At 44.4% G+C, this 24,242-nt stretch carries 20 protein-coding genes; 5 read left to right on the forward strand and 15 right to left on the reverse strand.

Annotation, left to right across the window (positions count from 1 at the left end; genetic code table 11):
- Positions 1-101: 101 nt before the first annotated feature.
- From fadD to OCV24_RS10045, 6 genes are all read right to left on the reverse strand, one after another.
- A complete protein-coding gene (gene fadD / locus OCV24_RS10020) occupies positions 102-1,796 on the reverse strand; it encodes a long-chain-fatty-acid--CoA ligase FadD (RefSeq protein WP_046224710.1) in 1,695 nt (564 codons plus the stop codon).
- Between the two features lie 105 nt (positions 1,797-1,901).
- Entirely contained in the window at positions 1,902-2,768 is an 867-nt protein-coding gene (locus tag OCV24_RS10025) for an alpha/beta fold hydrolase (protein ID WP_150877787.1), read from the reverse strand.
- A 47-nt stretch (positions 2,769-2,815) separates the two neighbouring features.
- On the reverse strand, positions 2,816-3,376 hold the full coding sequence (locus OCV24_RS10030; protein ID WP_017056424.1) for a Slp family lipoprotein: 561 nt from the start codon (positions 3,374-3,376) through the stop codon (positions 2,816-2,818).
- Between the two features lie 39 nt (positions 3,377-3,415).
- Positions 3,416-3,721 carry a hypothetical protein gene (locus OCV24_RS10035; RefSeq protein ID WP_004734193.1) on the reverse strand — a complete coding sequence of 102 codons (306 nt, stop codon included), beginning with the start codon at positions 3,719-3,721 and terminating at the stop codon, positions 3,416-3,418.
- 91 nt (positions 3,722-3,812) lie between these two features.
- Entirely contained in the window at positions 3,813-4,514 is a 702-nt protein-coding gene (gene tsaB, locus OCV24_RS10040) for a tRNA (adenosine(37)-N6)-threonylcarbamoyltransferase complex dimerization subunit type 1 TsaB (RefSeq protein WP_077680111.1), read from the reverse strand.
- Between the two features lie 59 nt (positions 4,515-4,573).
- Positions 4,574-6,502: an ATP-dependent DNA helicase gene (locus OCV24_RS10045; RefSeq protein ID WP_150877784.1), complete on the reverse strand. Its 1,929-nt coding sequence runs from the start codon at positions 6,500-6,502 to the stop codon at positions 4,574-4,576.
- A gap of 315 nt (positions 6,503-6,817) precedes the next feature.
- On the opposite strand from OCV24_RS10045, the gene purU reads away from it, so the two are divergent.
- The gene (gene purU / locus OCV24_RS10050; protein WP_150877782.1) at positions 6,818-7,651 is read left to right on the forward strand and encodes a formyltetrahydrofolate deformylase; all 834 of its coding nucleotides are present in this window, start codon (positions 6,818-6,820) and stop codon (positions 7,649-7,651) included.
- A 152-nt stretch (positions 7,652-7,803) separates the two neighbouring features.
- On the opposite strand, the gene OCV24_RS10055 is transcribed toward purU, so the two are convergent.
- Positions 7,804-8,400, reverse strand: a complete 597-nt coding sequence (locus tag OCV24_RS10055) for a VOC family protein (RefSeq protein ID WP_137007568.1) — start codon at positions 8,398-8,400, stop codon at positions 7,804-7,806.
- Positions 8,401-8,747: 347 nt separating this feature from the next.
- Here OCV24_RS10055 and argS point away from each other — a divergent pair, with 347 nt between their 5' ends.
- Both argS and OCV24_RS10065 read left to right on the forward strand, forming a co-directional pair.
- Complete coding sequence (gene argS, locus OCV24_RS10060) at positions 8,748-10,481, forward strand: arginine--tRNA ligase (protein WP_150877780.1); 1,734 nt, start codon at positions 8,748-8,750, stop codon at positions 10,479-10,481.
- Positions 10,482-10,605: 124 nt separating this feature from the next.
- Positions 10,606-11,034, forward strand: coding sequence for an HIT family protein (locus tag OCV24_RS10065; protein WP_017056418.1), 429 nt, complete (start codon positions 10,606-10,608; stop codon positions 11,032-11,034).
- A 136-nt stretch (positions 11,035-11,170) separates the two neighbouring features.
- Here OCV24_RS10065 and OCV24_RS10070 read toward each other — a convergent pair whose 3' ends face one another.
- From OCV24_RS10070 to znuA, 5 genes are all read right to left on the reverse strand, one after another.
- Positions 11,171-11,401: a FeoC-like transcriptional regulator gene (locus OCV24_RS10070; protein WP_017056417.1), complete on the reverse strand. Its 231-nt coding sequence runs from the start codon at positions 11,399-11,401 to the stop codon at positions 11,171-11,173.
- The gene (gene feoB / locus OCV24_RS10075; protein WP_150877778.1) at positions 11,398-13,671 is read right to left on the reverse strand and encodes a Fe(2+) transporter permease subunit FeoB; all 2,274 of its coding nucleotides are present in this window, start codon (positions 13,669-13,671) and stop codon (positions 11,398-11,400) included. The genes OCV24_RS10070 and feoB overlap by 4 nt, the downstream gene beginning before the upstream one ends.
- On the reverse strand, positions 13,672-13,893 hold the full coding sequence (locus tag OCV24_RS10080) for a FeoA family protein (RefSeq protein ID WP_017056415.1): 222 nt from the start codon (positions 13,891-13,893) through the stop codon (positions 13,672-13,674).
- 553 nt (positions 13,894-14,446) lie between these two features.
- Positions 14,447-17,797 (reverse strand): AraC family transcriptional regulator, encoded by a 3,351-nt coding sequence (locus tag OCV24_RS10085; RefSeq protein WP_150877776.1) that lies wholly within the window; start codon positions 17,795-17,797, stop codon positions 14,447-14,449.
- Positions 17,798-18,079: 282 nt separating this feature from the next.
- Positions 18,080-18,967 carry a zinc ABC transporter substrate-binding protein ZnuA gene (gene znuA / locus OCV24_RS10090; RefSeq protein WP_017056413.1) on the reverse strand — a complete coding sequence of 296 codons (888 nt, stop codon included), beginning with the start codon at positions 18,965-18,967 and terminating at the stop codon, positions 18,080-18,082.
- An 83-nt stretch (positions 18,968-19,050) separates the two neighbouring features.
- Between znuA and znuC the strand changes: the two genes are divergently transcribed.
- Together znuC and znuB are read left to right on the forward strand one after the other, a co-directional pair.
- The gene (gene znuC / locus OCV24_RS10095; protein ID WP_017056412.1) at positions 19,051-19,830 is read left to right on the forward strand and encodes a zinc ABC transporter ATP-binding protein ZnuC; all 780 of its coding nucleotides are present in this window, start codon (positions 19,051-19,053) and stop codon (positions 19,828-19,830) included.
- Positions 19,830-20,615: a zinc ABC transporter permease subunit ZnuB gene (gene znuB, locus OCV24_RS10100; RefSeq protein WP_150877774.1), complete on the forward strand. Its 786-nt coding sequence runs from the start codon at positions 19,830-19,832 to the stop codon at positions 20,613-20,615. The genes znuC and znuB overlap by 1 nt, the downstream gene beginning before the upstream one ends.
- A 160-nt stretch (positions 20,616-20,775) precedes the next feature.
- On the opposite strand, the gene sucD is transcribed toward znuB, so the two are convergent.
- From sucD to odhB, 3 genes are all read right to left on the reverse strand, one after another.
- The gene (sucD, locus tag OCV24_RS10105; protein WP_004734209.1) at positions 20,776-21,648 is read right to left on the reverse strand and encodes a succinate--CoA ligase subunit alpha; all 873 of its coding nucleotides are present in this window, start codon (positions 21,646-21,648) and stop codon (positions 20,776-20,778) included.
- Positions 21,648-22,814 (reverse strand): ADP-forming succinate--CoA ligase subunit beta, encoded by a 1,167-nt coding sequence (gene sucC, locus OCV24_RS10110; RefSeq protein WP_010436793.1) that lies wholly within the window; start codon positions 22,812-22,814, stop codon positions 21,648-21,650. The genes sucD and sucC overlap by 1 nt, the downstream gene beginning before the upstream one ends.
- A gap of 206 nt (positions 22,815-23,020) precedes the next feature.
- Positions 23,021-24,229: a 2-oxoglutarate dehydrogenase complex dihydrolipoyllysine-residue succinyltransferase gene (odhB, locus tag OCV24_RS10115; RefSeq protein ID WP_017056410.1), complete on the reverse strand. Its 1,209-nt coding sequence runs from the start codon at positions 24,227-24,229 to the stop codon at positions 23,021-23,023.
- Between the last annotated feature and the right edge of the window lie 13 nt (positions 24,230-24,242).

The following is a 24,242-nucleotide window of genomic DNA, read 5'->3' on the forward strand; positions in this document are numbered from 1 at the left end:
TGCCGACATTAACTGTCGGCATTCTAACACCATTTTTCAGCGCTCGCTTAGATTAAGCGCCTCAGTGGTTATGGTGCAGTACTTTCTCGTAAACGGACTAATTATTCGCTAGCGCGTTTCGCAAGTTCTGCATCGTTCTCTTCACGCAGTACGCGGCGTAAGATCTTACCTACGTTAGTCTTTGGCAGGTCTTCTCTGAACTCGACCAATTTAGGGATCTTGTAACCCGTTAGGTGTTCACGACAGTGCGCGATAATATCTTCTTTGGTCAGGCTAGGGTCACGCTTAACAACGTAGATCTTAACCAGCTCACCGGACACTTCGTGAGGTTGACCGATAGCTGCCACTTCCAGCACTTTGCCATGCAGAGCCACGACGTCTTCAATCTCATTCGGGTAAACGTTAAAGCCAGACACCAGAATCATGTCTTTCTTACGGTCAACAATGTGCAGCAAACCTTCGTCATCGAACTTAACGATGTCACCCGTAGACAACCAACCGTCTTGGTCGATGACTTCTTTGGTCGCTTCTGGGCGCTGCCAGTAGCCTTGCATCACTTGAGGGCCACGAACCTGCAACTCACCTACTTGGTCATTGGCTACAACTTTACTTTCATCATCAACAATACGTACTTCTGTCGACGGTACTGGTAGGCCAATTGCACCGGTGTAATCTTTTAGGTCATATGGATTACCAGTAACTAGCGGAGCACATTCGGTTAAACCATAACCTTCCAGCAAGTGAATACCTGTCACTTTCTTCCATTTCTCAGCAACAGAGCGCTGAACCGCCATGCCACCACCAACAGATAGACGTAGATTACTGAAATCTAACTCGTGGAAATCTTCATTATTTACTAGTGCATTGAACAGTGTATTGACACCTGTGATTGCGGTAAATGGAACCTTTTGCAGCTCTTTGATGAATCCAGGAATATCACGAGGGTTAGTGACCAAAAGATTGCGACCACCCATCTCAACAAACAGCAAGCAGTTCACGGTAAGAGCAAACACATGGTAAAGCGGAAGTGCCGTTACGACCAACTCACGACCTTCTTGCAATACAGGGCCGTATGCGCCTTTTGCTTGAAGTACGTTCGCGATCATATTGCGGTGCGTTAAAATGGCGCCCTTTGCTACGCCAGTTGTACCACCTGTGTACTGAAGGAATGCAATGTCATCGCCAGCCATGAAAGGCTTCACATACTGAAGACGGCGACCTTTATGTAGTGCTTTTCTAAAGGAGATAGCCCCCGGTAGATCGTACTTAGGCACCATGCCTTTTACGTATTTCACTACGAAGTCGACAATCGTACCTTTCGCGCGTGGCAACATTTGCCCTAAACTGGTGAGTACAACGTGTTTAACTGGCGTGTTATCAACGACTTTCTCTAGCGTGCTCGCAAAATTTGAAACGATAACAATCGCCTTTGCACCAGAATCGTTCAGTTGATGTTCAAGCTCACGGGGTGTGTACAGTGGATTGACGTTCACAGCAATCATACCAGCACGCAGTACACCAAAAAGTGCAATTGGGTATTGCAACAGATTAGGCATCATCAATGCAACACGATCGCCTTTCTTCAGTTTTAGATCATTCTGTAAATAAGCGGCAAAAGCACGGCTGCGCTCTTCAAGCTTACGGAATGTCATTATCGATCCCATGTTTTCGAATGCAGGTTGGTCCGCGAACTTTTGTACCGACTGTTCAAACATTTCTACAAGAGATTGGTACTGATCTGGGTTGATCGTCTCTGGTACGCCACTTGGATAACGTGAAAGCCAAGGTTTATCCACGATGTTACTCCTCGTTTATCAGCTGACGACTGCTCGCCGCTATTTATCATAGCAGTATTACAGCACAGCTTTAGAGCATGAGCACTAAAAGGCTCAAACACTTGTTTAAATTTTGTTAACTACACCAAGAATTAGTTCTGAAACTAGCTCTGGGCTCTCTAAATGACAATGATGTCCGCCAGGAATCGTCTCTACATTCAGAGAATTATGGGCTGATTTGTAGCGATTGTGCCGCAAATGTCGAAATCCATCATTCCCTAAAATTATTAATTGAGGGCATTCAATAGCCGCCATAATCGCTTCGGTATGCGCCTGTGACATACGATACAACGAGTCACATTTAAGCTTTGGGTCGCATCGCCATTGCCAGGCGTTTTCTAGTTCAGCAGTACCTTGATTAACAATTCCTCGCTCAACAATAGGAGCGATTAATTCAGCATTGATTTGATTGGCGTGAGCTCTCAGTTTAATAGCGTCCTCAAGGCTTGCTAGAGGACGTGAAGGCTTTCTTCGCTGTCGAAGACGACTGAGTACCCCATCTCTCAAGCGAGCGACCGTTTCTTGGGGAGCTTCTGAAAGAGGTCCGTGACCTTCAATTTGAATTAATCCTGACACCTTTTCAGGAAAGGCGGCACTATAGCAACTTGCGATCAATGCACCAAGTGAATGTCCTACTAACACCAGTCTGTTTGGCGATAATTTCATCGCCAACTGGTGCAAATCATCGATATAGTCGTGAAACGGATAATAACTGCCCGTCTTATGCGACGAAAAGCCATGACCAAAGAGATCAATCGCAACTAGGTGTAAGTGTTGTGCTCGCTTTTCTAACGTATCTATCACTGAGTTAAAGCTTGCAGAATTATCCAGCCAACCATGAATAAAAACGACCGTCATTGCGGTCGTTTGGGGGTTGCCAATCTGTTGTGTAGCAAGCGTCCCGCTCGCAAGGGAATATGACTTTTCAATCATTGATTGTATGTTGTCCCTATGGTTGAGTTTGTCGAATGAAGACTCGACTATTCCACATCTTGAATCACACGCCCGTGCTGAGGCATGGTCTGAAAGCTACGGCAATGTATACTGCGACAAGAATAATACGTTGGCGCAAAGTCGTTGATCACGACTCGCTCTGTGATTTTCCACAGTCGTTGGTTATATACATTCATCACTGGAAAGGTGTAAGGGTAATCACCAATAATACCATCTTCCGTGCCATTTGATGTTCCCACTAAGGTCACTAAACGGCCTTCCGCAAAACTCAATGGCTCAACATAACCATCGATGTAAGCAACAAAACGTCCTTTCGGCTCAGCATCAATATCAGGCTTACCGCTACTAGAGATCGGCATATTAACCACTTCAACTCGAGTCTTGTCTTGTAGGTTAGTTACTTTAGCAATCACACCACCTAAACGAACATCACCGGCGTCTGGTACTGTGTTAATCCACTCTTGGTAATCGGTCACCACTTGTTCGGAGTTTGCATTCAGTTCTTCAGGTAGGGATGAGCACCCCATCACCATCAAAGAGAAAGCAACAAGGAAAAATAAGCGAGGGTTAGACATGAGAGAAAACATAATGCTGGTCCTTAGAACAGGAGAAATGAAAGCACAAAGCTATATATAAATGTCGACCCCAATAAGCTTCGCAAGTTCCTCTTTTTTAGCTTGATTCATCACATCCATATACTCCTCCATCGCACGACGTCCACGCCCTTCTGGAAGATCATATTGAACCTGAGCTTTGTGAATCTCAGATTCTTTGACTTGGCGAATGGAATGCGAGACAGCATTCGCAACCTTAGTTGGCTGACCAACGGAGGTTTTTGCATCGCCTTTTTTTACCTCGTTCTTTTTATTGGTTCGATTGGTTTTGGATGTATTGCCTATCGAAGAAGGAGGTAAGCCGTTTAGTGAAACCATGCTTGAAGAGTTTTATACCTGACTTTAGTGATTTTACTTATGAGTTTATCATGGCTCTACAAGATAAGTTGCAGAGCCAAACAGTACCTATTTACTCACGACCTGGCAGCTTTTTCCACGTCACTTTATCACGAAGATAAACAGGCTCAGACTCTTCTGCTGCAACCGCTTTACCTTCTGCATAAGCAAATTGAGCAAGGAACGCCATATCTTGCGCTTCTGGGAACAGAACCTCACACTCTTTAATGTTGATCGCCAGTGTATCCATGTGTTCTGCGTACGCTTCCCAACCGGTGCCTACTTTTGCCCATGTCTCAGAATCCACCTCAAGCTGCGCTGCCAATTCGTTTGGAGGTGTGACACATTCAGCATCAACTGCAGTCCAACGACCGTCTTGTTCACGGCTATAACGAGCCCAGTACACTTCACTCATACGCGCATCAATCGCTGTTGCTACGTGAGTTTCACCAAACTTACGGTAGCTGCCTTGCGCCATCGCTGCCAGTGTAGAGACACCGATCATTGGTAAATCCGCACCAAAAGCTAAGCCTTGAGCAATACCAATACCAATACGTACACCCGTGAAACTGCCCGGGCCTTGGCCAAACGCGATTGCGTCGATATCGGTTAAAGCGACATTCGCTTCTTTCAGTACTTCATCAACCATAGGTAGAATTTTTTTCGTATGGTCTCGAGGAGCCTCTTCGCTACGTGCGAACACCTGGTCACCCATTACTAGTGCAACTGAACAGTTTTCAGTTGCGGTATCTACTGCAAGAATTTTCGCGCTCATTCGTGTCTCAAATATTCGTTATCTAATCTAAAAATAGTGGCTAAGCTCAACAATGCCAGTTACTCAGCAGCGGTTGAATGGTCTTTAGCTAAGAACTTTTTAATGATCCCTAAGTCACGGGTACGAGGGATAGGCGGTAAACTCGCCAAAAATATGCCTCCGTAATCACGAGTCACCAATCGGTTATCGCAAATAATCAAAGCGCCATTATCGCGTTTGTCACGTATCAATCGGCCGACACCTTGTTTCAAGGTAATCACCGCGTCTGGCAACTGTACTTGAGCAAAAGGATCACCCCCTTTTAGCTTACAGTCCTCGATTCGAGCCTTAAGCAAAGGGTCATCAGGGGCCGTAAAGGGCAATTTATCGATGATAACACAGCTTAATGCGTCGCCCCTAACATCTATCCCTTCCCAGAAAGCGCCTGTCGCTACGAGCAATGCGTTACCTAATTCCATGAATTCGGCTAAGGTTTTTTGCTTGCTTGTCTCACCTTGCAATAGAACAGGAACCGAGAGGGTTTCTCGGAATCGCTCGCCTAGCTCTTTCATCATGCTGTGTGAAGTACACAAGAAGAAACAGCGACCTTGGTTTTGCTCGATCACCGGAGTCAGCATTCGAACCAACTTATCCGCCAAGCCCGGGCTATTCGGTTCAGGAAGATAGCGAGGCACACATAAACGTGCCTGATTCGGATAATCAAATGGGCTCGGCAGTGAAAACTGAGCCGACGGCTTTAAGCCAAGTCGAGAGGTGAAGTGGTCGAAATCATCCGACACCGCCAAGGTTGCAGAGGTAAAGACCCAAGCGCCCGGTTTAAGCTCGATTTGTTCGTGGAATTTATCCGCAACCGACAGTGGTGTGATGTGCAAAGCGAATTGCCTTGGTGTGGTGTCATACCAATAAGAGTAACCCGTAATCGACACATCGCACACACGTTCGATGCGTGACTTAATCATGTTTGCACGTTCAAAAGCCGTGTCTAACAGTTGGCTCCGCCCCAATGCGAGCTTCAATACATCGACAGCCAGTTGCAGCGCATCTTGCAGACGAACTAGTTCTCGCGCAATCGACTCAGATTTTAAAGCCTCACGCCAGTTACCACGAAAGCCAGTATCGCCCAATACAATACGTAGATCGGCGGCAGACTGAACGAGCCTGTCACCCACTTTTTGTAGCTGACGCATGTCTTTGGCTTCGGTTCGGTAGGCGATCTCGATGTCTTTAGCGAGCTCATTGATTTGTCGGCTCGAAACGGACTGGCCAAAGTATTGGCTGGCAATATCAGGAAGTTGATGCGCTTCATCAAAGATAAACACATCCGCCTCTGGAATCAGCTCACCAAATCCGGTTTCTTTAATCGCTAAATCGGCTAGGAACAGGTGATGGTTTACGACGACCACATCGGAATCCATTGCTTTCTTACGCGCTTTAAGCACAAAGCAATCGGTATAACTTGGGCACTCTTTACCTAAGCAATTATCATTGGTCGAGGTAATGGTTGGAATAACCGGGCTGTCTTCAGCGATATCATCACAATCGCCCAAATCACCCGTTTGAGTGGATGACGACCAACTACGCACTTTGACTAACTGAGCCAGCAGTGTTGGGTCGGTATGAGCGCCATGACTCTCGATCATTTGACGGCTGAGCCTATCCAAACACAAATAGTTTGAACGCCCTTTGAGTAACGCAACCTGACCATAAAAGCCAAGCGCATCGACCATCAAAGGTAAATCTCGGTGAAACAGCTGTTCTTGAAGGTTTTTAGACCCCGTACTAATGATGGTTTTCTTACCACTCAGGAGCGCTGGCACTAAGTAAGCAAAGGTCTTACCGGTACCCGTTCCCGCTTCAACCACCAATTGGCTCTGTTGTTGAATGGCCTGTAAAACAGCTTCAGCCATGTCTAACTGAGCTTGTCTTGGTTGAAACCCAGGGATTGCTTTGCCCAGAGCGCCATCAGCAGAAAACGTTTTAGATATCATAGAGTACGAGGTTTAGAAAAAGAGAAGCGAATTATGGCAGGTTTAATGAGCCGGCGCGAATCAGAAATGACTGATCACAGGATGAGTTTATCGAATAAAACATGGCAAGCTAAGCTCTCCTTACCAACCTAGCCCAAAACAAATAAAAGGGTTGTTTAGCTACTTACGATTCAAATAACGAGATAACGCGGCAGAATTTGTTGAAACCAACTTGATAATAGATTAATTATAACGGTGATATTGCGGCTCAGTTCACCGTTCGACGGCCTGCATTTAATTTGAAAAATAAAAACATTTCACGGAAGTAAGATGCAAATGGAAAGAAAAACTTTACTAACACATTGTACAGATGCCCCTGGCCTCATCTCAAAAATCACCAATATTTGTTACAAGCACCAACTCAATATTGTCCACAACAATGAGTTCGTAGATAACACAAGTGGTCACTTTTTCATGCGTACTGAGCTAGAAGGGTATTTCAATGACGAAACCTTGCTAGCCGATTTAGATCAAGCGCTGCCAGAGAATGCGAAACGTAAGCTAATGAGCTCTTCTCGCAAGCGTGTTGTGATACTTGTAACCAAAGAAGCACACTGCCTTGGCGACATTCTAATGAAGAACTTCGATGGCAGCTTAGACGTTGAAATCGCCGCAGTTGTCGGTAACTACGACATTCTACAAAGCCTAACCGAGCGTTTTGACATCCCTTACCACCATGTTTCTCACGAAGGGTTAAACCGTGAAGAGCATGAGAAGAAGATGCTAGAAGTGATTGACCAATATCAAGCTGACTACCTTGTATTGGCAAAGTACATGCGTGTTTTAACCCCTGGATTTGTTGAAAAGTACAACCATAAGATCATCAACATTCACCACAGCTTTTTACCTGCATTCATTGGTGCAAAACCCTACCAGCAAGCGTATGAGCGCGGTGTAAAAATCATTGGTGCAACCGCTCACTTCGTAACTAATGATTTGGATGAAGGTCCAATCATTAAGCAAGACGTTATCCCAGTGGATCACAACTTCAGCGCAAAAGACATGGCGCAGGCTGGTCGCGACGTAGAGAAGAATGTATTGAGTAAGGCTCTAAATAAGGTGATCAACGATCACGTGTTTGTTTACGGCAACAAGACTGTGATTCTGTAAGTCACTTATTTAATTACAACTTACCGTTAGCACCCAATAAAAAACGCGTAATAGGATTTCTCCATTACGCGTTTTTTGTATCTGATGTTCAGGGTAACTTTAAGGTATTCCGACGAGCCTAGGCGAGATCAGGAATCTATTGTCAGCAACTCTTAAGCCTGTTCTGATTCCACAATTTTCTTCAAAGAGTGTGGGTGCAGCTTGATACATATTCCTTGATGCTTGAATGCAACCGTTGGGTTATTCAGACGTTCACCCTCGCCTTTCGGGCTAGAGAGTTTGATCTTAACGCCTTGCTCAGCCAGCGTTTCAAAGTTAGCAGCGAACTGCGGGTAAGTTTCTTTAAGATCCGCTAGATACTCATCAGCTGTTTGGGCGTGAGAAGGAATCACAAACTCTACATGTTCCCAATCTTGGCTTGGGTAAATCTTACCTTCAGCTGGATATGGCAGCTCTAAGCATTCAATGCTCCAGCCAAGACTTTGTAATGGTTCATCGAAAGCCAACACCACAATTGGACGACCATTAATCATCGCCTCTGAAATCGTAGAACCGTATTCAGACCATGCTTGATACGCAGATTTCGCCAGCTCAGTTTCATTGATTCTTAGCGCGATATGATCCGCTTGAGCAAAACTTAAGTCCAAACCCAGTTTACTTCCTAGGTTCTCAATTTTCGCCATAAACGTATCAAGGCGGGCAATCATTTGTTGTGGTTCTAGTTCGGCTTGTTTGAGGCTCATCATCATTGCCAGTATTTTTCAATTAGTGGCTGCATGTTATCATTTTTGCTTTCTTCAACAAGCGTTGCTTTTGCAAAAAACACTCAATAAATATGCTCTTTCGATTCCTTAAACATTCAAATTCGACTTGGCAAAAGTTGTTTGTCAAAACCCCCTCATGAAATGTTAATTTTCTATCAATTCCACCTATAAGAAACCTCACAAAATTGGTATGATTACCGCCATTTCTATGAACTTAAACAGAGTCTGCTGCCAGTTTGGGCATTAAATCGTTAACTAGAAGCATAATTAACCAATTTAATGACCAAGAATTAACAGCCACTCTTATCATCCTTGAATTGAAGGAAACGCGTGTGAATATCCAAGCACTTATTAATGACAAAGTATCTCAGGCTCTAGAAGCCGCTGGCGCACCCGCAGGCTCTCCTGCTGCTGTTCGTCAATCCGCAAAACCACAATTTGGTGACTACCAAGCAAACGGCGTTATGGGCGTAGCTAAACGACTAGGCACTAACCCACGAGAATTTGCTCAAAAAGTATTGGACGTTCTAAACCTAGACGGTATCGCTTCTAAAGTAGAAATCGCCGGCCCAGGTTTCCTAAACATCTTCCTAGATGAAGCTTTCCTAGCAAAACAAGCAGACGCCGCATTAGCTGACTCTCGTCTTGGTGTTGCAGTAGCAGAAACACAAACCATTGTTGCAGATTACTCTGCGCCAAACGTAGCAAAAGAAATGCACGTTGGTCACCTACGTTCAACCATCATCGGTGATGCGGTTGTTCGTACTCTAGAATTCTTAGGTCACAACGTTATCCGTGCTAACCACATCGGTGACTGGGGAACTCAATTCGGTATGCTGATCGCAAACCTTGAGCGCGTTCAGGCTGAATCTGGTGAAGTTTCAATGGAACTTGCTGACCTTGAAGGCTTCTACCGTGAATCTAAAAAACTTTATGACGAAGACGAAGAGTTTGCAGTTAAAGCACGTGGCTACGTAGTGAAACTGCAAAGCGGCGACGAGTTCTGCGCAGAGATGTGGAAGAAGCTAGTTGACGTGACTATGATTCAAAACCAACGCAACTACGATCGTCTAAACGTGTCTCTAACACGTGATAACGTAATGGGCGAAAGCATGTACAACAACATGCTTCCAACTATTGTTGCGGATTTGAAAGAGAAAGGGATTGCTCAAGAAGATGACGGCGCACAAGTTGTATTCCTAGACGAATACAAAAACAAAGACGGCGACCCAATGGGCGTTATCATCCAGAAGCGCGACGGCGGTTTCCTTTACACAACAACCGACATTGCTTGTGCAAAATATCGTTTTGAGGAGCTAGGCGCAGACCGTGTGCTTTACTTCATCGACTCACGTCAACATCAGCACTTAATGCAAGCTTGGACTATCGTTCGTAAAGCAGGTTACATCCCTGAATCGGTTTCTCTTGAACACCACGCGTTCGGCATGATGTTAGGTAAAGACGGTAAGCCATTCAAAACTCGTGCTGGTGGTACGGTTCGTCTTGCTGATCTTCTTGATGAAGCAGAAAGTCGTGCTGCGCAACTGATCGAATCTAAGAACCCAGAACTAGCAGAAGACGAGAAGAAAGCAATCGCGAACACTGTTGCGATGGCAGCGGTTAAGTACGCAGACCTTTCTAAGCACCGTACGACTGACTACGTGTTCGATTGGGACAACATGCTTGCGTTCGAAGGCAACACGGCACCATACATGCAGTACGCATACACTCGTGTTGCTTCTGTATTCGCTAAAGCTGGCGTTTCTATGGACTCTCTTGAAGGAACAATAAAAGTCACTGAAGAGAAAGAAAAAGCGCTTATCGCGAAACTTCTACAATTCGAAGAAGCCGTTCAGTCTGTTGCTCGTGAAGGTCAACCACACATCATGTGTAGCTACTTGTTCGAACTAGCTGGTCAATTCTCTAGCTTCTACGAAGCGTGCCCTATCCTAGTTGCTGAAGACGAAGCTGTTAAGCAGAGCCGCCTGAAGCTTGCTGCACTAACAGCGAAGACAATTAAGCAAGGTTTATCGCTTCTAGGTATCGACACGCTAGAGCGCATGTAAGCGATTCGAGATTCGAGATTCGAGATTCGAGATTCGAGAAAATTAGAAAGGTTGGCGTGAAAGCGCCAACCTTTTGTTTTATCTGTCGTATACTGATTCAAACTATATGAATGGGAAGACAACAATGAGCTTTGAACTTCACCCACAGTTAGCAAAAGACACCACGCTTATCGGCGAATTTCCACTGAGCTTAGCTCTGCTACACAAAGATAACGCTGTGCCTTGGGTTATCTTGGTACCAAAACGTGCCAACCTAAAAGAGTTGCACCACTTACCAATGAAAGAACAACAGCAGTTCCTACATGAATCTCAAGCGGTAAGCCAAGCACTGGAAGCTACATTCCAACCAGATAAACTCAACCTTGGCGCACTAGGTAATGTGGTGCCACAACTGCACATCCACCATATTGCACGCTTCAAAGACGATATCGCGTGGCCTGGCCCAGTATGGGGCAACACCAAAGGCGAACAGCGCTGTGAAGAAGAGCAAGCCGCTATCCTGACTCGTATTCAAAACGTTCTGTCACTGAGCTCTATTTTCAAGAAAGCATAATTCGAATTGGTTTCGTTGAGCTTAAAAGCAAAACATTTCAGAAAAAGCACATAACAAAAAGCCGCTCATCTAAAAATAAGTGAGCGGCCTTTTTATTGTCTAATCTCGCCGTTTCAACGAGAGTATAAAACCAGAACTACATCATCACATTAAGCGACAGGCCATCTTGTTTGCTGATTGTGTAGCGAATGCGCGTTGTATGACCATGTTTGTTGGTATCGACCAAGCGAGATATCTTGCCTTTCTTGATCCACACATTCAGCATCGCATCGACGCCATCTTCACTCATGCCAAACTTTGCAGCGAGCTCTTTACGAGCCGCAACGCCGTGGCTATCAATGTATTGATGAAGTTCAGTTAAAATCATACTACTTGCACCTCTAGTGCTTTCTGCTTACTGCCCACTTTTTTGAAGACGCGATACGTCACCACAAAACCACCAGCAATCGCCACCATCCATACTGCACTTGCCACAGGATGCGCAGCAAAGTTTGCCGCTTGGTAGTAGAAAGTCGCACTAAAGTAACCAAGAGCCATCGTCCAAACCGCGATGAAGCGTGCAAAAGTTTGACCAAATTCACGAACATAAGCACCCATCGCTGCCACACAAGGCGTGTAAAGCAAGATAAGAATCAAGTAAGCGAATGCCGCATGACCAGATACAAACTTGTCTTTCAAGTTACCAAAGATAGAGGTATCGACTTCTTGGTCAGCTGCTACAGAGCTAGAGTCAGACAAGTCGCCAACTTCAATACCTAATGGATCTGAGTAGCTCAAACCGGCTAGGTTTTCAGGGATCGTCATTACCGCTTCTTGCAGGCTTGCTGCTAAGTCAAACTCAGCAGCTTCTTCATCAGAAGGCGTTGTGTATAGGCTATTTAATGTACCAACAACGGCTTCTTTAGCGAAAATACCTGTGATGATACCAACCGTTGCAGGCCAGTTCTCTTCAGTAATACCAATTGGTTGGAATACAGGTGTTACAACTTGAGCTGCTCTAGACAGTACTGAGTTTTCGCTATCTTCGTTACCAAAGCTGCCGTCCATACCTAGAGAGTTTAGGAAGCTAAGAATAGCCACAACCATCACGATTGTTTTACCTGCACCAAGTACGAAACGCTTCAGCTTCTGCCAAGTTTTCAACATTACGTTTTGCACTGTCGGCAATTCGTAATCTGGCATTTCCATCACTAAGCTATCGCTGCTACCTGGGTAGATCGTGTTTTTCAGGAAAAGGCCCGTAAATACAGAAGCAACGATACCCATGATGTACAGAGCGAATACTACGTTTTGACCCGCGCCTGGGAAGAACGCCGCTGCGAACAGTGCGTATACCGGTAAACGAGCACCACATGACATAAACGGCGCCATTGATGCTGCCAATTTACGTTCGCGCTCTTGGTCAAGAGTACGAGTTGCCATGATTGAAGGCACGTTGCAACCAAAGCCCAGTACAAGTGGGACGAATGCTTTACCCGGTAAACCAATCTTCTGCATCACTTTATCAAGTACGAATGCAGCACGAGCCATGTAGCCTGAGCTTTCTAGTACCGCTAAGAATAGATAAAGCGCAGCGATAACAGGAATAAAGGTCGCAACCGTTTGGATACCACCGCCAATACCATCGGCCAATATAGTGACTAGCCAAACAGGCAAGTGACCATCTAATAGGTGATGACCGCCATCAACCAAGATTGCCCCAACACCGATATCAAAGAAGTCGATAAACGCACTACCGATATTGATAGAGAACATGAACATCAGGTACATGATAACGAAGAAGAAAGGAATACCGACCCATTTGTTCAAAATGAATTGATCTGCTTTTTCTGTGAAGTTGCGGCTTAGCTTACCTTCGCTGCGACGCACACGCTTACAAAGGTCATGTAAGAATGTGTATTTCGCATCAGCGACAGCAAGGTCGATATCAAAGTCAGCACCAAGACGTACGCCATCAATTTGAGTACGAGTCAGCGGAGCCAGTCCATTCAATACCAAGTAATCATTTTCTAAAGCACGAATCGCTAGCGCTCGGTGAGATACGTCAGCATCATCAAATTGTGACTCAACAGAAGGGATAAGAGCTTCTAACGCGGCATCGTAATCAATAGAGATAGGATCAAGGCTCACACCTTGAACAAGCAGTTTATGCAGACGCTCTTTAAAGCGAACCACTTGGCCTTTGTCGTTTGCAGACAAGCTTAGAACTGGGCAACCTAACTCTTTCTCTAATGCTTTAAGGTTAATCACCTGACGTTCGCGCTTTAATACATCCATTTTGTTCAACACAACGATCATTGGGCGACCCAACTCACGTAGCTGTAATGTCATATATAAGCTTCGTTCTAGACAGCTAGCGTCGACAACATTAATGATCACATCTGCTGGGTGAGTTAAAACAGCGCGAGACGCGATAGACTCATCGATGCTGTTCGCATCATTACCACTGTCTAGTGCGTAGATACCCGGTAAATCCGTTAGTTGAAACTGATCACCAGCGTGCGAATATACGCCCGTCTTCTTCTCTACAGTTACACCGACCCAGTTACCAACGTGCTGCTTGGCACCAGTCAATGCATTAAATAATGTTGTTTTACCACTATTCGGGTTACCAACGGTGAGAACTTGATAATCCATTTAGATAACCTCGATTTGTTCTGCGATGCTTTCACGAATGGCGATTGAAACCCCTCTCACTTCAACTTGAAGCGGATCCCCCATAGGTGCACGGCGAATCAGAGTCACCTCGGTTTTCGGCAACATACCCATGACCATGAGTTTTTTTCTAACTTCTGGTGTTAAACCGGTTAGCGCAACAATAGAAGCCGCTGTGCCTTGCTCTAGTTGTGAGAGTTTCATAAGTACCCAATCCGTGACTGATAATGAGAAATATTGTTATTAGCGTCATAATACACATGCATGACCACAATTCTATTGTGTAAAATCAAAGTTTTCGGAAATACATACTCGTAAATTTCGTTAAAACCGTTTACGTCAAAAACGTTATTTTCAACAGTTATCGAGGTCTTCCCTATGGCTATCAATCACAAAAACACCAAACAAACACATAGATATCAACAAGTTACAATGTTGTCGCATTTATCACAGATATCTGGCGTTAATTTTATAAGTAAAATAAGTAGCAAACCGTATAGTTACTCCATCGAAGAGAAACTCCTTCTCTTTAATTTTATTCCAGAGGTGATGTGGTTTTCCATATCACTCCGGCAGCAAGCGAAGGTGTCCTTGGCACCCGTGGTATAGTCCCCCGGCTATACCACGATATTTTTTTTCGTTTCCAATCTCTCTATCCACAAAAACATTTAATACTTCTAGCCCCGTATCTCATAAAAAAGCCCCAACACTAATGTCGAGGCTCCTGTATATTTATCCATTTTTGCGCCACACCTGATCAATCTTCGTTATTTTCCGCAAACTTAGACGGAGACATACCAAAATGGTGCTTAAACCGCTGGCTGAAATAGGAAGGGTCATTGAAGCCTGAATCAAAAGCGACGTCTGATACCTTTTCTCCGGCCAATAACCTTTCACACGCATGCTCCAGACGAACCTCGTTAAGGTGTTCTTTAAATGTTTTATCATAGGCAGATTTGAAGCGCCGTTGTAAGCTTCTCTCAGACATAAACAGGTATTTAGCAGCAGTTGCAGTGCCAAACTCCGCATCGGCATAGTGTTCACTAACAAGATGAGACACTTTATTTTGCCACTCTTGTTCTGCGCTAAGTTTCTGTTGCTCAGGCGTTGAGGTTGCAAGTTTGATGGTTTCAATTCTCTCAATCGTACTTGCTTCGAGCCTGTCTAACACTTGAAACTCGATAGGCCACGAAAGCTGAATTTTATTCTGAGAGTCAGAGACAAAAACGTTAAGTTGACCACCGCTTTGATTCATCAATAACGGTAATTTATCGATATTAATATCTGCTGACTTTCCATTGCTCTCATTTATCGATGAAGCTAATTTGGGGAAAGGCATGCCATGATCGCGAATGGTAACGACTAAATGCTCTTCAACCTCTTCTACTAAGACCAACATGCTCTGCGATTTAAAATTTCTCTTAATGATGCTCGCCACTAGGCTGTTAAAAATGATATCCAGATTGAAATACAGCAACGACACATGCCTGTACTTAGTTTCAACTTTAATATCGAGTTCAATACCTGTTTTTGCCAACTCACTTTTCCACGCTTTAAGCACAGCTTCCAAAACTAAGATCACATCGCAACAAACTGTCCCCGATTCTTCTTGGCTATTACTAAGTTGAGCAAGCCCGTTTTTCAATGCCAGGATTGGTGACCGACCTAGGTCATCATTCCAACTAGGAAGCAGCGCAGCAACATGGCTGACTTCATCGGAAAGCTCTTTCGCTGTATGAGATACCAAAACATTTTTAACCAACAGCTGTTTTTTAAGTTGTTGATTGGTTGTCAACAAGATGCGACTTTGGTGCCTCATTTGGTCCGTTTTTAATGCGACTTGCGCTTTTAGGTGTCTGTTGGCAAAAGTGACATAGCGCGAGCGCCAAAAAACGAGAACAGTAACCAAGCCGATTAATATAATAAAAGAGCTCGCTACAGCCCAGCTACTCAAGTACCAAGGCTCTGCAATTGAAAAGCTTTGGGTAGTAGACACAAATCGATAGTGAGAGTCCTGCACTGGTTTAACTTCAAGTGTGTAATCACCAGGAAGTAAATGATCCAATGTTAATAGTCCCCCCTCAAATTCGCTCCAAGGTTCATCATCGTTAAGTCGATATTCCATAGCGGTTGCGAATGATGCAGGTAAAATACCAAGCTTAAAACTAATGGATGAACCGTAAGGCATTTCCTCTAAATCAACCGTTTTTCCGCCAAGTGATACGGTTTGTTGATTGACACTTATCTTACTAAGCAATGCTCGGCTATGAGGAGTTGTTGATACCAATAGCTCATTAGACAATGCACTCACTACACCATACTTAGAGCCTAAGACCACTCTGGATGATTGACTTTCTTCACTATAAAACACCGTGCAAGCGCCAACTGACAACTCATTATTAATTAAACCAAATGGAGAACCGATGTGTTTATACAATTGCCCATCGAGTCCATAGTAGCTAATACCTTTTGAGGACCCTAACCAAATACCATCATCGTCACTAATCAAGCAATTAGGGCTAATGTTATCTTCAATGAGAGCCACCTCTTCTATGACGTTGGTATTATAAGGAATTCGGTATACGCCGTAACTACTAGCAAACCACTGCGACCCATCTTTGGCTTTCTCGATATCAAGCACTTTGCCAAACCGTTCACTCGAACGGCTAAAACTGATTCTTTTGTCAACAAATGAATAAAAACCGTGATCCGTGCCGATATAAATACTGTCTTTTAAGCCTATATCGAGAGCCGTTATTTTCGCCGGCAAAAACTTATCAACTAACCAATCTGCTCCATAAGATGTCAGTTCCATTGCCTCAATAGATAAAGAATAAAGGTTTTGCCCAGAACTCATCCAAAGAACTTGGTTTGCCTGAAGTGCAAAGTTTTCGACGTGTACGCCCACTATGGCTCTTGGTAAATCTAGAGGTATAGGCTTTAAGGTATTAGTATCAAAGCTAATTATTCCCTCTTCGGTCGCAAGCCAAATAGAGGAAGAAAACAACTCAATATCTTGGACTGGTTTGGGATAAACACGTATCGGACGTTCATCGCTATCAGAGTTGACTAAATACAGCCCCATTGAAGAAGCAATCCAAGACCTACGGTCATTAACTGGCACTACCTTATTTATCACGACATTACTAGAGTGCATGTCCATCCCATCTAATGGCATTCTAGAGAACGTCTTGCTGAATAATGAGAAGTACCGAATCCCATTATTCGTCGCGATCCACATTCCACCTGCGTGGTCGTTTACCAGCGAATATATTTTCTCGCCTGGTAATGAAAAACCTTGATTGGCCGATTGTGCAAATCGTGTAATTTGACCCGTAATAAAATTATAGCTAATAAGTCCATGTTCCGTGCCTATCCAATATTGGTCAGGCGTTTCAGCAAAAGAGAGGACGTGCGACCCACGAACCCAAGTCTCTTTATTTGAATTAGTGAGATCGACAATCACTGCACCATTTAATGTGCCAATAACTAGCTCTCGTCTTGCCTTCGAGAAATAAACCGTCTCAATATGGTTCTTCTCTGATGCTTTGACATGAGTAAATTCTTGGTCCTCTGAAAGGTAAACACCTGCGTTTGTCGCTAACACCCACTTTGACAGCACCTTTTCAGCGTCATTAATTACAATGTCACTACTGTTGTTATATCGATATAACTTAAGCAGTGAATAGGTATCAAATTCTAAAGACTGAGTGTTGTAAGTATAAAAATTACTGCCATCTGTCACCCATATAAAATCACCAGATGATCCGATATTCGCGATCTCAGAACCAGGGCTGAGACTAAATACGAGCTCATTGCCAATACCTGGGCTATGTCGATACACCTCATTATCGAAAAAAGTCCAAAATTCATCATTAAGGAACGCGACCCTTTCTGAGGAGAATTGCAAAAGGCTACCCTTTCTAGGGAACAGGGTTCGACCATCATAAAAAAGTATTTTTCCATGTACATCATGAAGCCAGAGCCCACCTCCGGCACCCAAGTATAGCTTTTTAGCCGCAAGAAAGTTCCCTTGCGCTTGAACGGGCAAAGGGTAGAAAACAGAGGATGATGTATTTACCGCAAGAACGCTAAATGAAATGCTCATTAATATGAACATTTTGAAGATAATTCGATACAACTTTAAATCCTGAACAGAAAAAACACATGAAAATTTGTGTGCCCACAACGCTTATCGTTGCTTAACCAAAAACTGAGTTTTTTTGTGCTTATTATTATCTTTCTATTTTAGCTGAAATTAACAAAGGAGAAAGGAGGTTTGCTATTTGTTGAAAGGTTTTATCTTAGCGGTCACGAAAATGCCGCAAAATGCGGCATGATTAATCAATAATCGAAAGTAAATAGAGTATTAAACACTCATCATAAAAGACTATTTTGCTAAACAACTTGTATAACTATCTGTAAGTTGCTGAAGAAATTCGAAATAACTGCCTTTTTTAACTTCAACATCAGAACCTACCGGGTCAAGTTGTCCTTGTTTTGTTTGGCTACCTCGAGTCACCGATTCAATCACAGCAGGGGTAAATTGAGGCTCAGAGAACACACACTGAACATTTTCACGCACCAGAGTTTTCTTAATAGCGATCAGGCTTTTTGCACCCGGTTTACGTTCAGGGCTTACCGTGAAGTGACCTAAATTATTCAGCTCAAACTCTTGCTCAAAATAGCCATACGCATCATGGAACACGTAATAACCTTTGTCTTTGACTGGTGCAAGTTGCTCACGAATAGACTGTTGCTTCCCTTTCAATGCAATCAAGAATGAGTCTAGGTTCTCTTGGTACGCCATTGCGTTGTCAGGGTCAGTTTCAATCAGCTTAGCTGAGATGTATTTTGCTGCTACTTCAACTTGATCGATACCCAACCAAAAATGCGGGTCATGGCTGCCGTGATTATGTCCTTCATGAGCATCGTGATCATGCTCTTCACGTCCGAACTCTCTCAAGTTAATGCCTGGTATCTCACTGATCTGGATGACGTCCTCTTTTGAACCAATCACTTTAGTCAAGAAGGCTTCGAGGTCAGGACCAAACCAAACGACCATATCGGCACTGTGAACTTTTTTCACATCCGATGGCTTAAGCGCATAGTCGTGCGGTGAAGCATTGCTGTTCATTAGCACATCCGGTTGATTAACGCCTTGTGTTAATTCTGTCACAAGCATTTGAATTGGCTTAAAGCTTGTTAGAATAGTACTGGCACTTGCAACACTTGGCGTTAAAAGCAACGTAGCAAGTATAAAAGATGGACGTGACATAATTCCTCGATAATAGAAAAGTAGCTTAGGCTTGAGGTAAATGTTACATTATAACATTGGTGAATTGCAAATGAGTTCTATTCATGGATAACTTAATCCAACTAGATTCTGTGAGCGTCGAGTTTGACGGTCGAAAAGTTCTAGACAACATATCTCTAAATTTAGAGCGTGGTAGAATCACCACCCTAATTGGGCCAAACGGTGCAGGAAAGTCGACATTAGTAAAAGTGGTACTGGGCCTACAAACCAAGTTTTCAGGTACAATAAAAAAGGCTCATAAGCTGAAAATTGGCTATGTACCACAGAAATTAAAGCTCAATGATTCACTGCCTCTTAACGTTGAACGCTTTCTTAAGCTCACTGGCAAATTTAGCCAGCAAGAGATCCTTGAAGCTTTAAAACTTGTTGGTGCTGAACACCTACAAAAAAGCAACATGCATCAATTGTCTGGCGGTGAAAACCAACGTGTGCTAATTGCTCGTTCATTACTAAGAAGACCAGACCTACTGGTTCTTGATGAACCAGCTCAAGGCGTTGATGTTCAAGGGCAAATCGACCTGTATGACTTGATTGACACCATTCGTCACCGCTTTGGTTGTGCCGTATTTATGGTTTCACACGATCTGCATTTAGTGATGGCAAAAACAGACGATGTGATCTGTTTGCACCACCATATCTGTTGTTCAGGTGCACCAGCAGACATCAGACACCACCCATCGTATATCGCACTCTTCGGCACCGCGACCCAAGAGACGCTAGCGTTTTATCATCACCAACATGACCATCACCATCATGATCTCGCTGGGCAGCCTGTCGAAGGCGACGTACATGAATGTTCAAACCATAAACACGGACACCACTAATGCTTGAGTTTCTTCTTCCCTCTATTTTAGCTGGCTTGGGCATTGCTCTAATCGCGGGGCCACTAGGTTCTTTTGTGGTTTGGCGAAAGATGGCTTACTTTGGAGATACCCTTGCTCACGCCTCTTTGATGGGCTTAGCGCTTGGCTTCTTATTCAATATTAATTTGTACTTAGCGCTGCTGATTTGCTGTTTGATGCTGGCGGTGTTACTGGTTACGTTACAAAAGCAAAAGCTAGTCGCGACCGATACCCTACTCGGTATTTTGGCGCACAGTGCACTCTCATTAGGTCTTGTAGCAGTCAGCTTCTTGGACAATGTTCGTGTCGATCTAATGAGTTACCTATTTGGTGACTTGCTGGCGGTTTCTCCGACCGACTTAGTATTTATCTATGCGGGTGCCGCCGTGATTGGACTGGTACTTGCAATCTTTTGGCGACCGCTATTGTCGACGACCGTTAACGAAGATCTCGCAGCGGTTGACGGCATCAACATTGATTTAATGCGTCTTATCTTGATGCTATTGGTTGGGATCGTAATTGCGGTAGGTATGAAGTTTGTTGGTGCATTAATCATGACATCATTGCTTATCATTCCAGCAGCAACGGCAAGAAAGTTCGCCAATACACCCGAGCAAATGGCATTTCTCGCATCGATTATTGGCTCTATCGCTGTGTTCGGTGGATTAAGCTTGTCTTGGTTCTATGACACACCAGCTGGCCCTTCTGTGGTTATCAGTGCGGCGGCAATGTTTATGCTGTCTCAAATGTACAGAACCAGCGCCTAAAGTGAATAGTCGGGATTCATTCTGGCTTTTAACAACACAACAGTTGATGCGGCAATTATTTACAAAAGAGCCGCTCACAAAAGAAAAAGGCTTGGTCAGTGACCAAGCCTTTTTAATATCATTCAATTAACTTCTATCTCAATCGATAAAAGCCAGCTGATTACCAACCTGTGATTTCACGTAGGCCTTTACCGATGTCAGCAAGAGACTTAACTGTCTTAACGCCTGCTGCTTCTAGTGCTGCGAATTTATCTTCAGCAGTACCTTTACCGCCAGAGATGATTGCGCCTGCATGGCCCATACGTTTACCCGGAGGAGCAGTAACACCAGCGATGTAAGAAACAACTGGCTTAGTTACATTCGCTTTGATGAACTCAGCCGCTTCTTCTTCCGCAGTACCGCCGATCTCACCAATCATTACGATTGCTTCAGTTTCAGGGTCTTCTTGGAAAAGCTTTAAAATATCAATGAAGTTAGAACCTGGGATAGGGTCACCACCGATACCAACACACGTAGACTGACCAAAGCCTTCATCTGTTGTTTGCTTAACTGCTTCGTACGTCAGAGTACCGCTGCGAGATACGATGCCTACTTTACCCTTCTTGTGGATATGGCCAGGCATGATACCAATCTTACACTCGTCTGGAGTGATAAGACCTGGACAGTTAGGACCGATCATGCGAACGCCAGTTTCTTCTAGCTTCACTTTAACGTCGATCATATCTGTTGTAGGGATACCTTCAGTGATCGTTACGATCAGTTCGATACCTGCATCAATCGCTTCTAGGATTGCATCTTTACAGAAAGGAGCTGGCACGTAGATAACGGTTGCAGTTGCGCCAGTTACTTCGACCGCTTCACGTACTGTGTTGAATACTGGAAGGCCTAGGTGAGTTTGACCACCTTTACCAGGTGAAACACCACCAACCATTTGCGTACCGTATGCGATAGCTTGGTCTGAGTGGAATGTACCTTGACCGCCAGTGAAACCCTGACAGATTACTTTAGTGTCTTTGTTAATTAATACAGACATTATTTAGCCTCCGCAGCAGCAACAACTTTCTGAGCAGCATCTGTTAGAGATTCAGCTGCAATGATATCAACATCAGAATTAGCAAGTACTTCGCGACCTAGGTCTGCGTTTGTACCTTCTAGACGAACAACGACAGGAACTGTTACGCCTACTTCTTTAACTGCACCGATAATACCTTCAGCGATCATGTCACAACGAACGATGCCACCGAAGATGTTTACTAGTACTGCTTTAACATTGTCATCAGAAAGGATGATCTTGAATGCTTCAGCTACACGTTCTTTTGTCGCGCCGCCGCCTACATCAAGGAAATTTGCTGGCTTGCCGCCGTGTAGGTTTACGATATCCATCGTACCCATAGCAAGGCCTGCACCGTTAACCATACAGCCAACGTTGCCATCTAGTGCTACGTAGTTCAGTTCCCACTGTGCTGCGTGTGCTTCGCGCTCATCTTCTTGAGATGGATCGTGCATTTCACGCAGTTTTGGCTGACGGTACATTGCGTTTGAGTCAATGTTGATCTTGCCGTCAAGACAAAGCAGGTTGCCTTCGCCAGTAATTACAAGCGGGTTGATTTCTAGTAGGGCTAGGTCGTACTGAGAGAACATTTGGCCAAGACCCATGAAGATCTTAACGAACTGTTTGATTTGATCGCCAACTAGACCAAGTTTGAACGCCAATTCACGGCCTTGGTAAGCTTGAGGGCCCACTAGAGGATCGATCGCTGATTGGTGAATCAACTCTGGAGTTTCTTCAGCGATTTTCTCAATGTCCACACCGCCTTCAGTTGACGCCATGAATACAATTTTGCGCGTTGCACGGTCAACAACAGCACCTAGGTAAAGCTCGTTAGCAATATTCGATGCTTCTTCAACTAGGATCTTTGTTACAGGCTGACCATTAGCGTCTGTTTGGTAAGTTACTAGGTTTTTACCTAGCCACTTTTGTGCAAACTCTTTAACGCCTTCTTTCGTGTCATGTAGCTCTACGCCGCCTGCCTTACCGCGGCCACCAGCGTGTACTTGACACTTAACGACTTTCTTGGCTGTACTGATACGACCTGCAGCTTCGAAAGCTTCTTGTGCAGTATCACATGCGAAACCTTCTGGTACAGGCAAACCGAATTCTGCAAACAGCTGTTTGGCTTGGTATTCATGCAAATTCATTTTGATATTCCGTTTATTTTCCCTTAAGGGATTATTATTTCCATAACGACACAGTTTCCTGTGTTACGTCTGTAGGGTCTTCTCAAATCAACTGCTGTCCATTTTCTAATGGCTTTACAGTTCAATTGAAGGCCAGACGTTGAGCAGCCTAGCCTTTGAAACTTTTCACGTCTAGCTAACGGGGTTAACTAGACGTTTTAGCGATACTAAACGTCTAATAGTAGACGTGCAGGATCTTCTAGAAGCTCTTTGATGGTCACTAGGAAGCCAACTGATTCACGACCATCAATTAGACGGTGGTCGTAAGAAAGCGCTAGGTACATCATTGGTAGAATCTCTACCTTGCCATCAACAGCCATTGGACGGTCTTGGATTTTGTGCATACCCAAAATTGCCGCTTGAGGAGGGTTGATGATTGGCGTAGACATTAGAGAACCAAAGACACCACCGTTTGTGATAGTGAAGTTACCGCCCATCAGTTCATCAACAGTTAGCTTGCCGTCACGGCCTTTGATCGCTAGCTCTTTGATGCCTTTTTCGATATCAGCGAAACCTAGTGTGTCACAGTCTTTCAGTACTGGAGTCACTAGACCACGTGGCGTAGATACCGCCATGCTGATGTCGAAGTAGTTGTGGTAAACGATATCGGTACCATCGATAGAAGCGTTCACTTCTGGGAAGCGCTTCAGTGCTTCTGTTACTGCTTTCACGTAGAAAGACATGAAACCAAGACGCGTATCGTGACGCTTCTCGAATTGGTCTTTGTACTGCTTACGAAGGTCCATGATTGGCTTCATGTTCACTTCGTTGAAAGTCGTCAGCATTGCTGTGCTGTTTTTCGCTTCTAGAAGACGGTTTGCAACTGTCTTACGTAGGCGAGTCATAGGCACGCGTTTTTGGCTACGAGCCGCCGCTGGCGCTTCAACTGCTGGTGCAGATGCTGCTGCCGGAGCCGCTTTCGCTGCTGCTAGGTGTGCGTCGATGTCTTCACGAGTAATACGACCACCAACACCAGTGCCTTTAACGTCAGCTGGTTGTAGGTTGTGCTCAGCAAGCAGGCGACGAACAGCTGGGCTTAGTGCATCGTTGTTCTCTTCTGTTAGCGCAGCTTTATGGCGCTTATCAGGAGATGCTTCTGTATCTTCAGTGGTGTCTTTCGTTGGTTCACCAGCGACAGCACCCGGCTTGATTTTAGCCAGAAGCTGCTTCGAAAGTACCGTAGCACCCTCTTCTTCGATGATAGCTTCCAGAACACCCGCTTCAGGAGCCGGTACTTCTAGAACTACTTTATCTGTTTCGATATCTACAATGACTTCATCACGTGCAACCGCTTCGCCCGGTTTTTTGTGCCAAGTAGCAACTGTTGCATCAGCCACAGATTCAGGTAAATCTGGAACCAGAATTTCAATTGTCATGTGCGTATTTTCC

The sequence above is a fragment of the Vibrio kanaloae genome (genome assembly GCF_024347535.1).
In the GTDB taxonomy this organism is placed as follows: Bacteria; Pseudomonadota; Gammaproteobacteria; order Enterobacterales; family Vibrionaceae; genus Vibrio; species Vibrio kanaloae.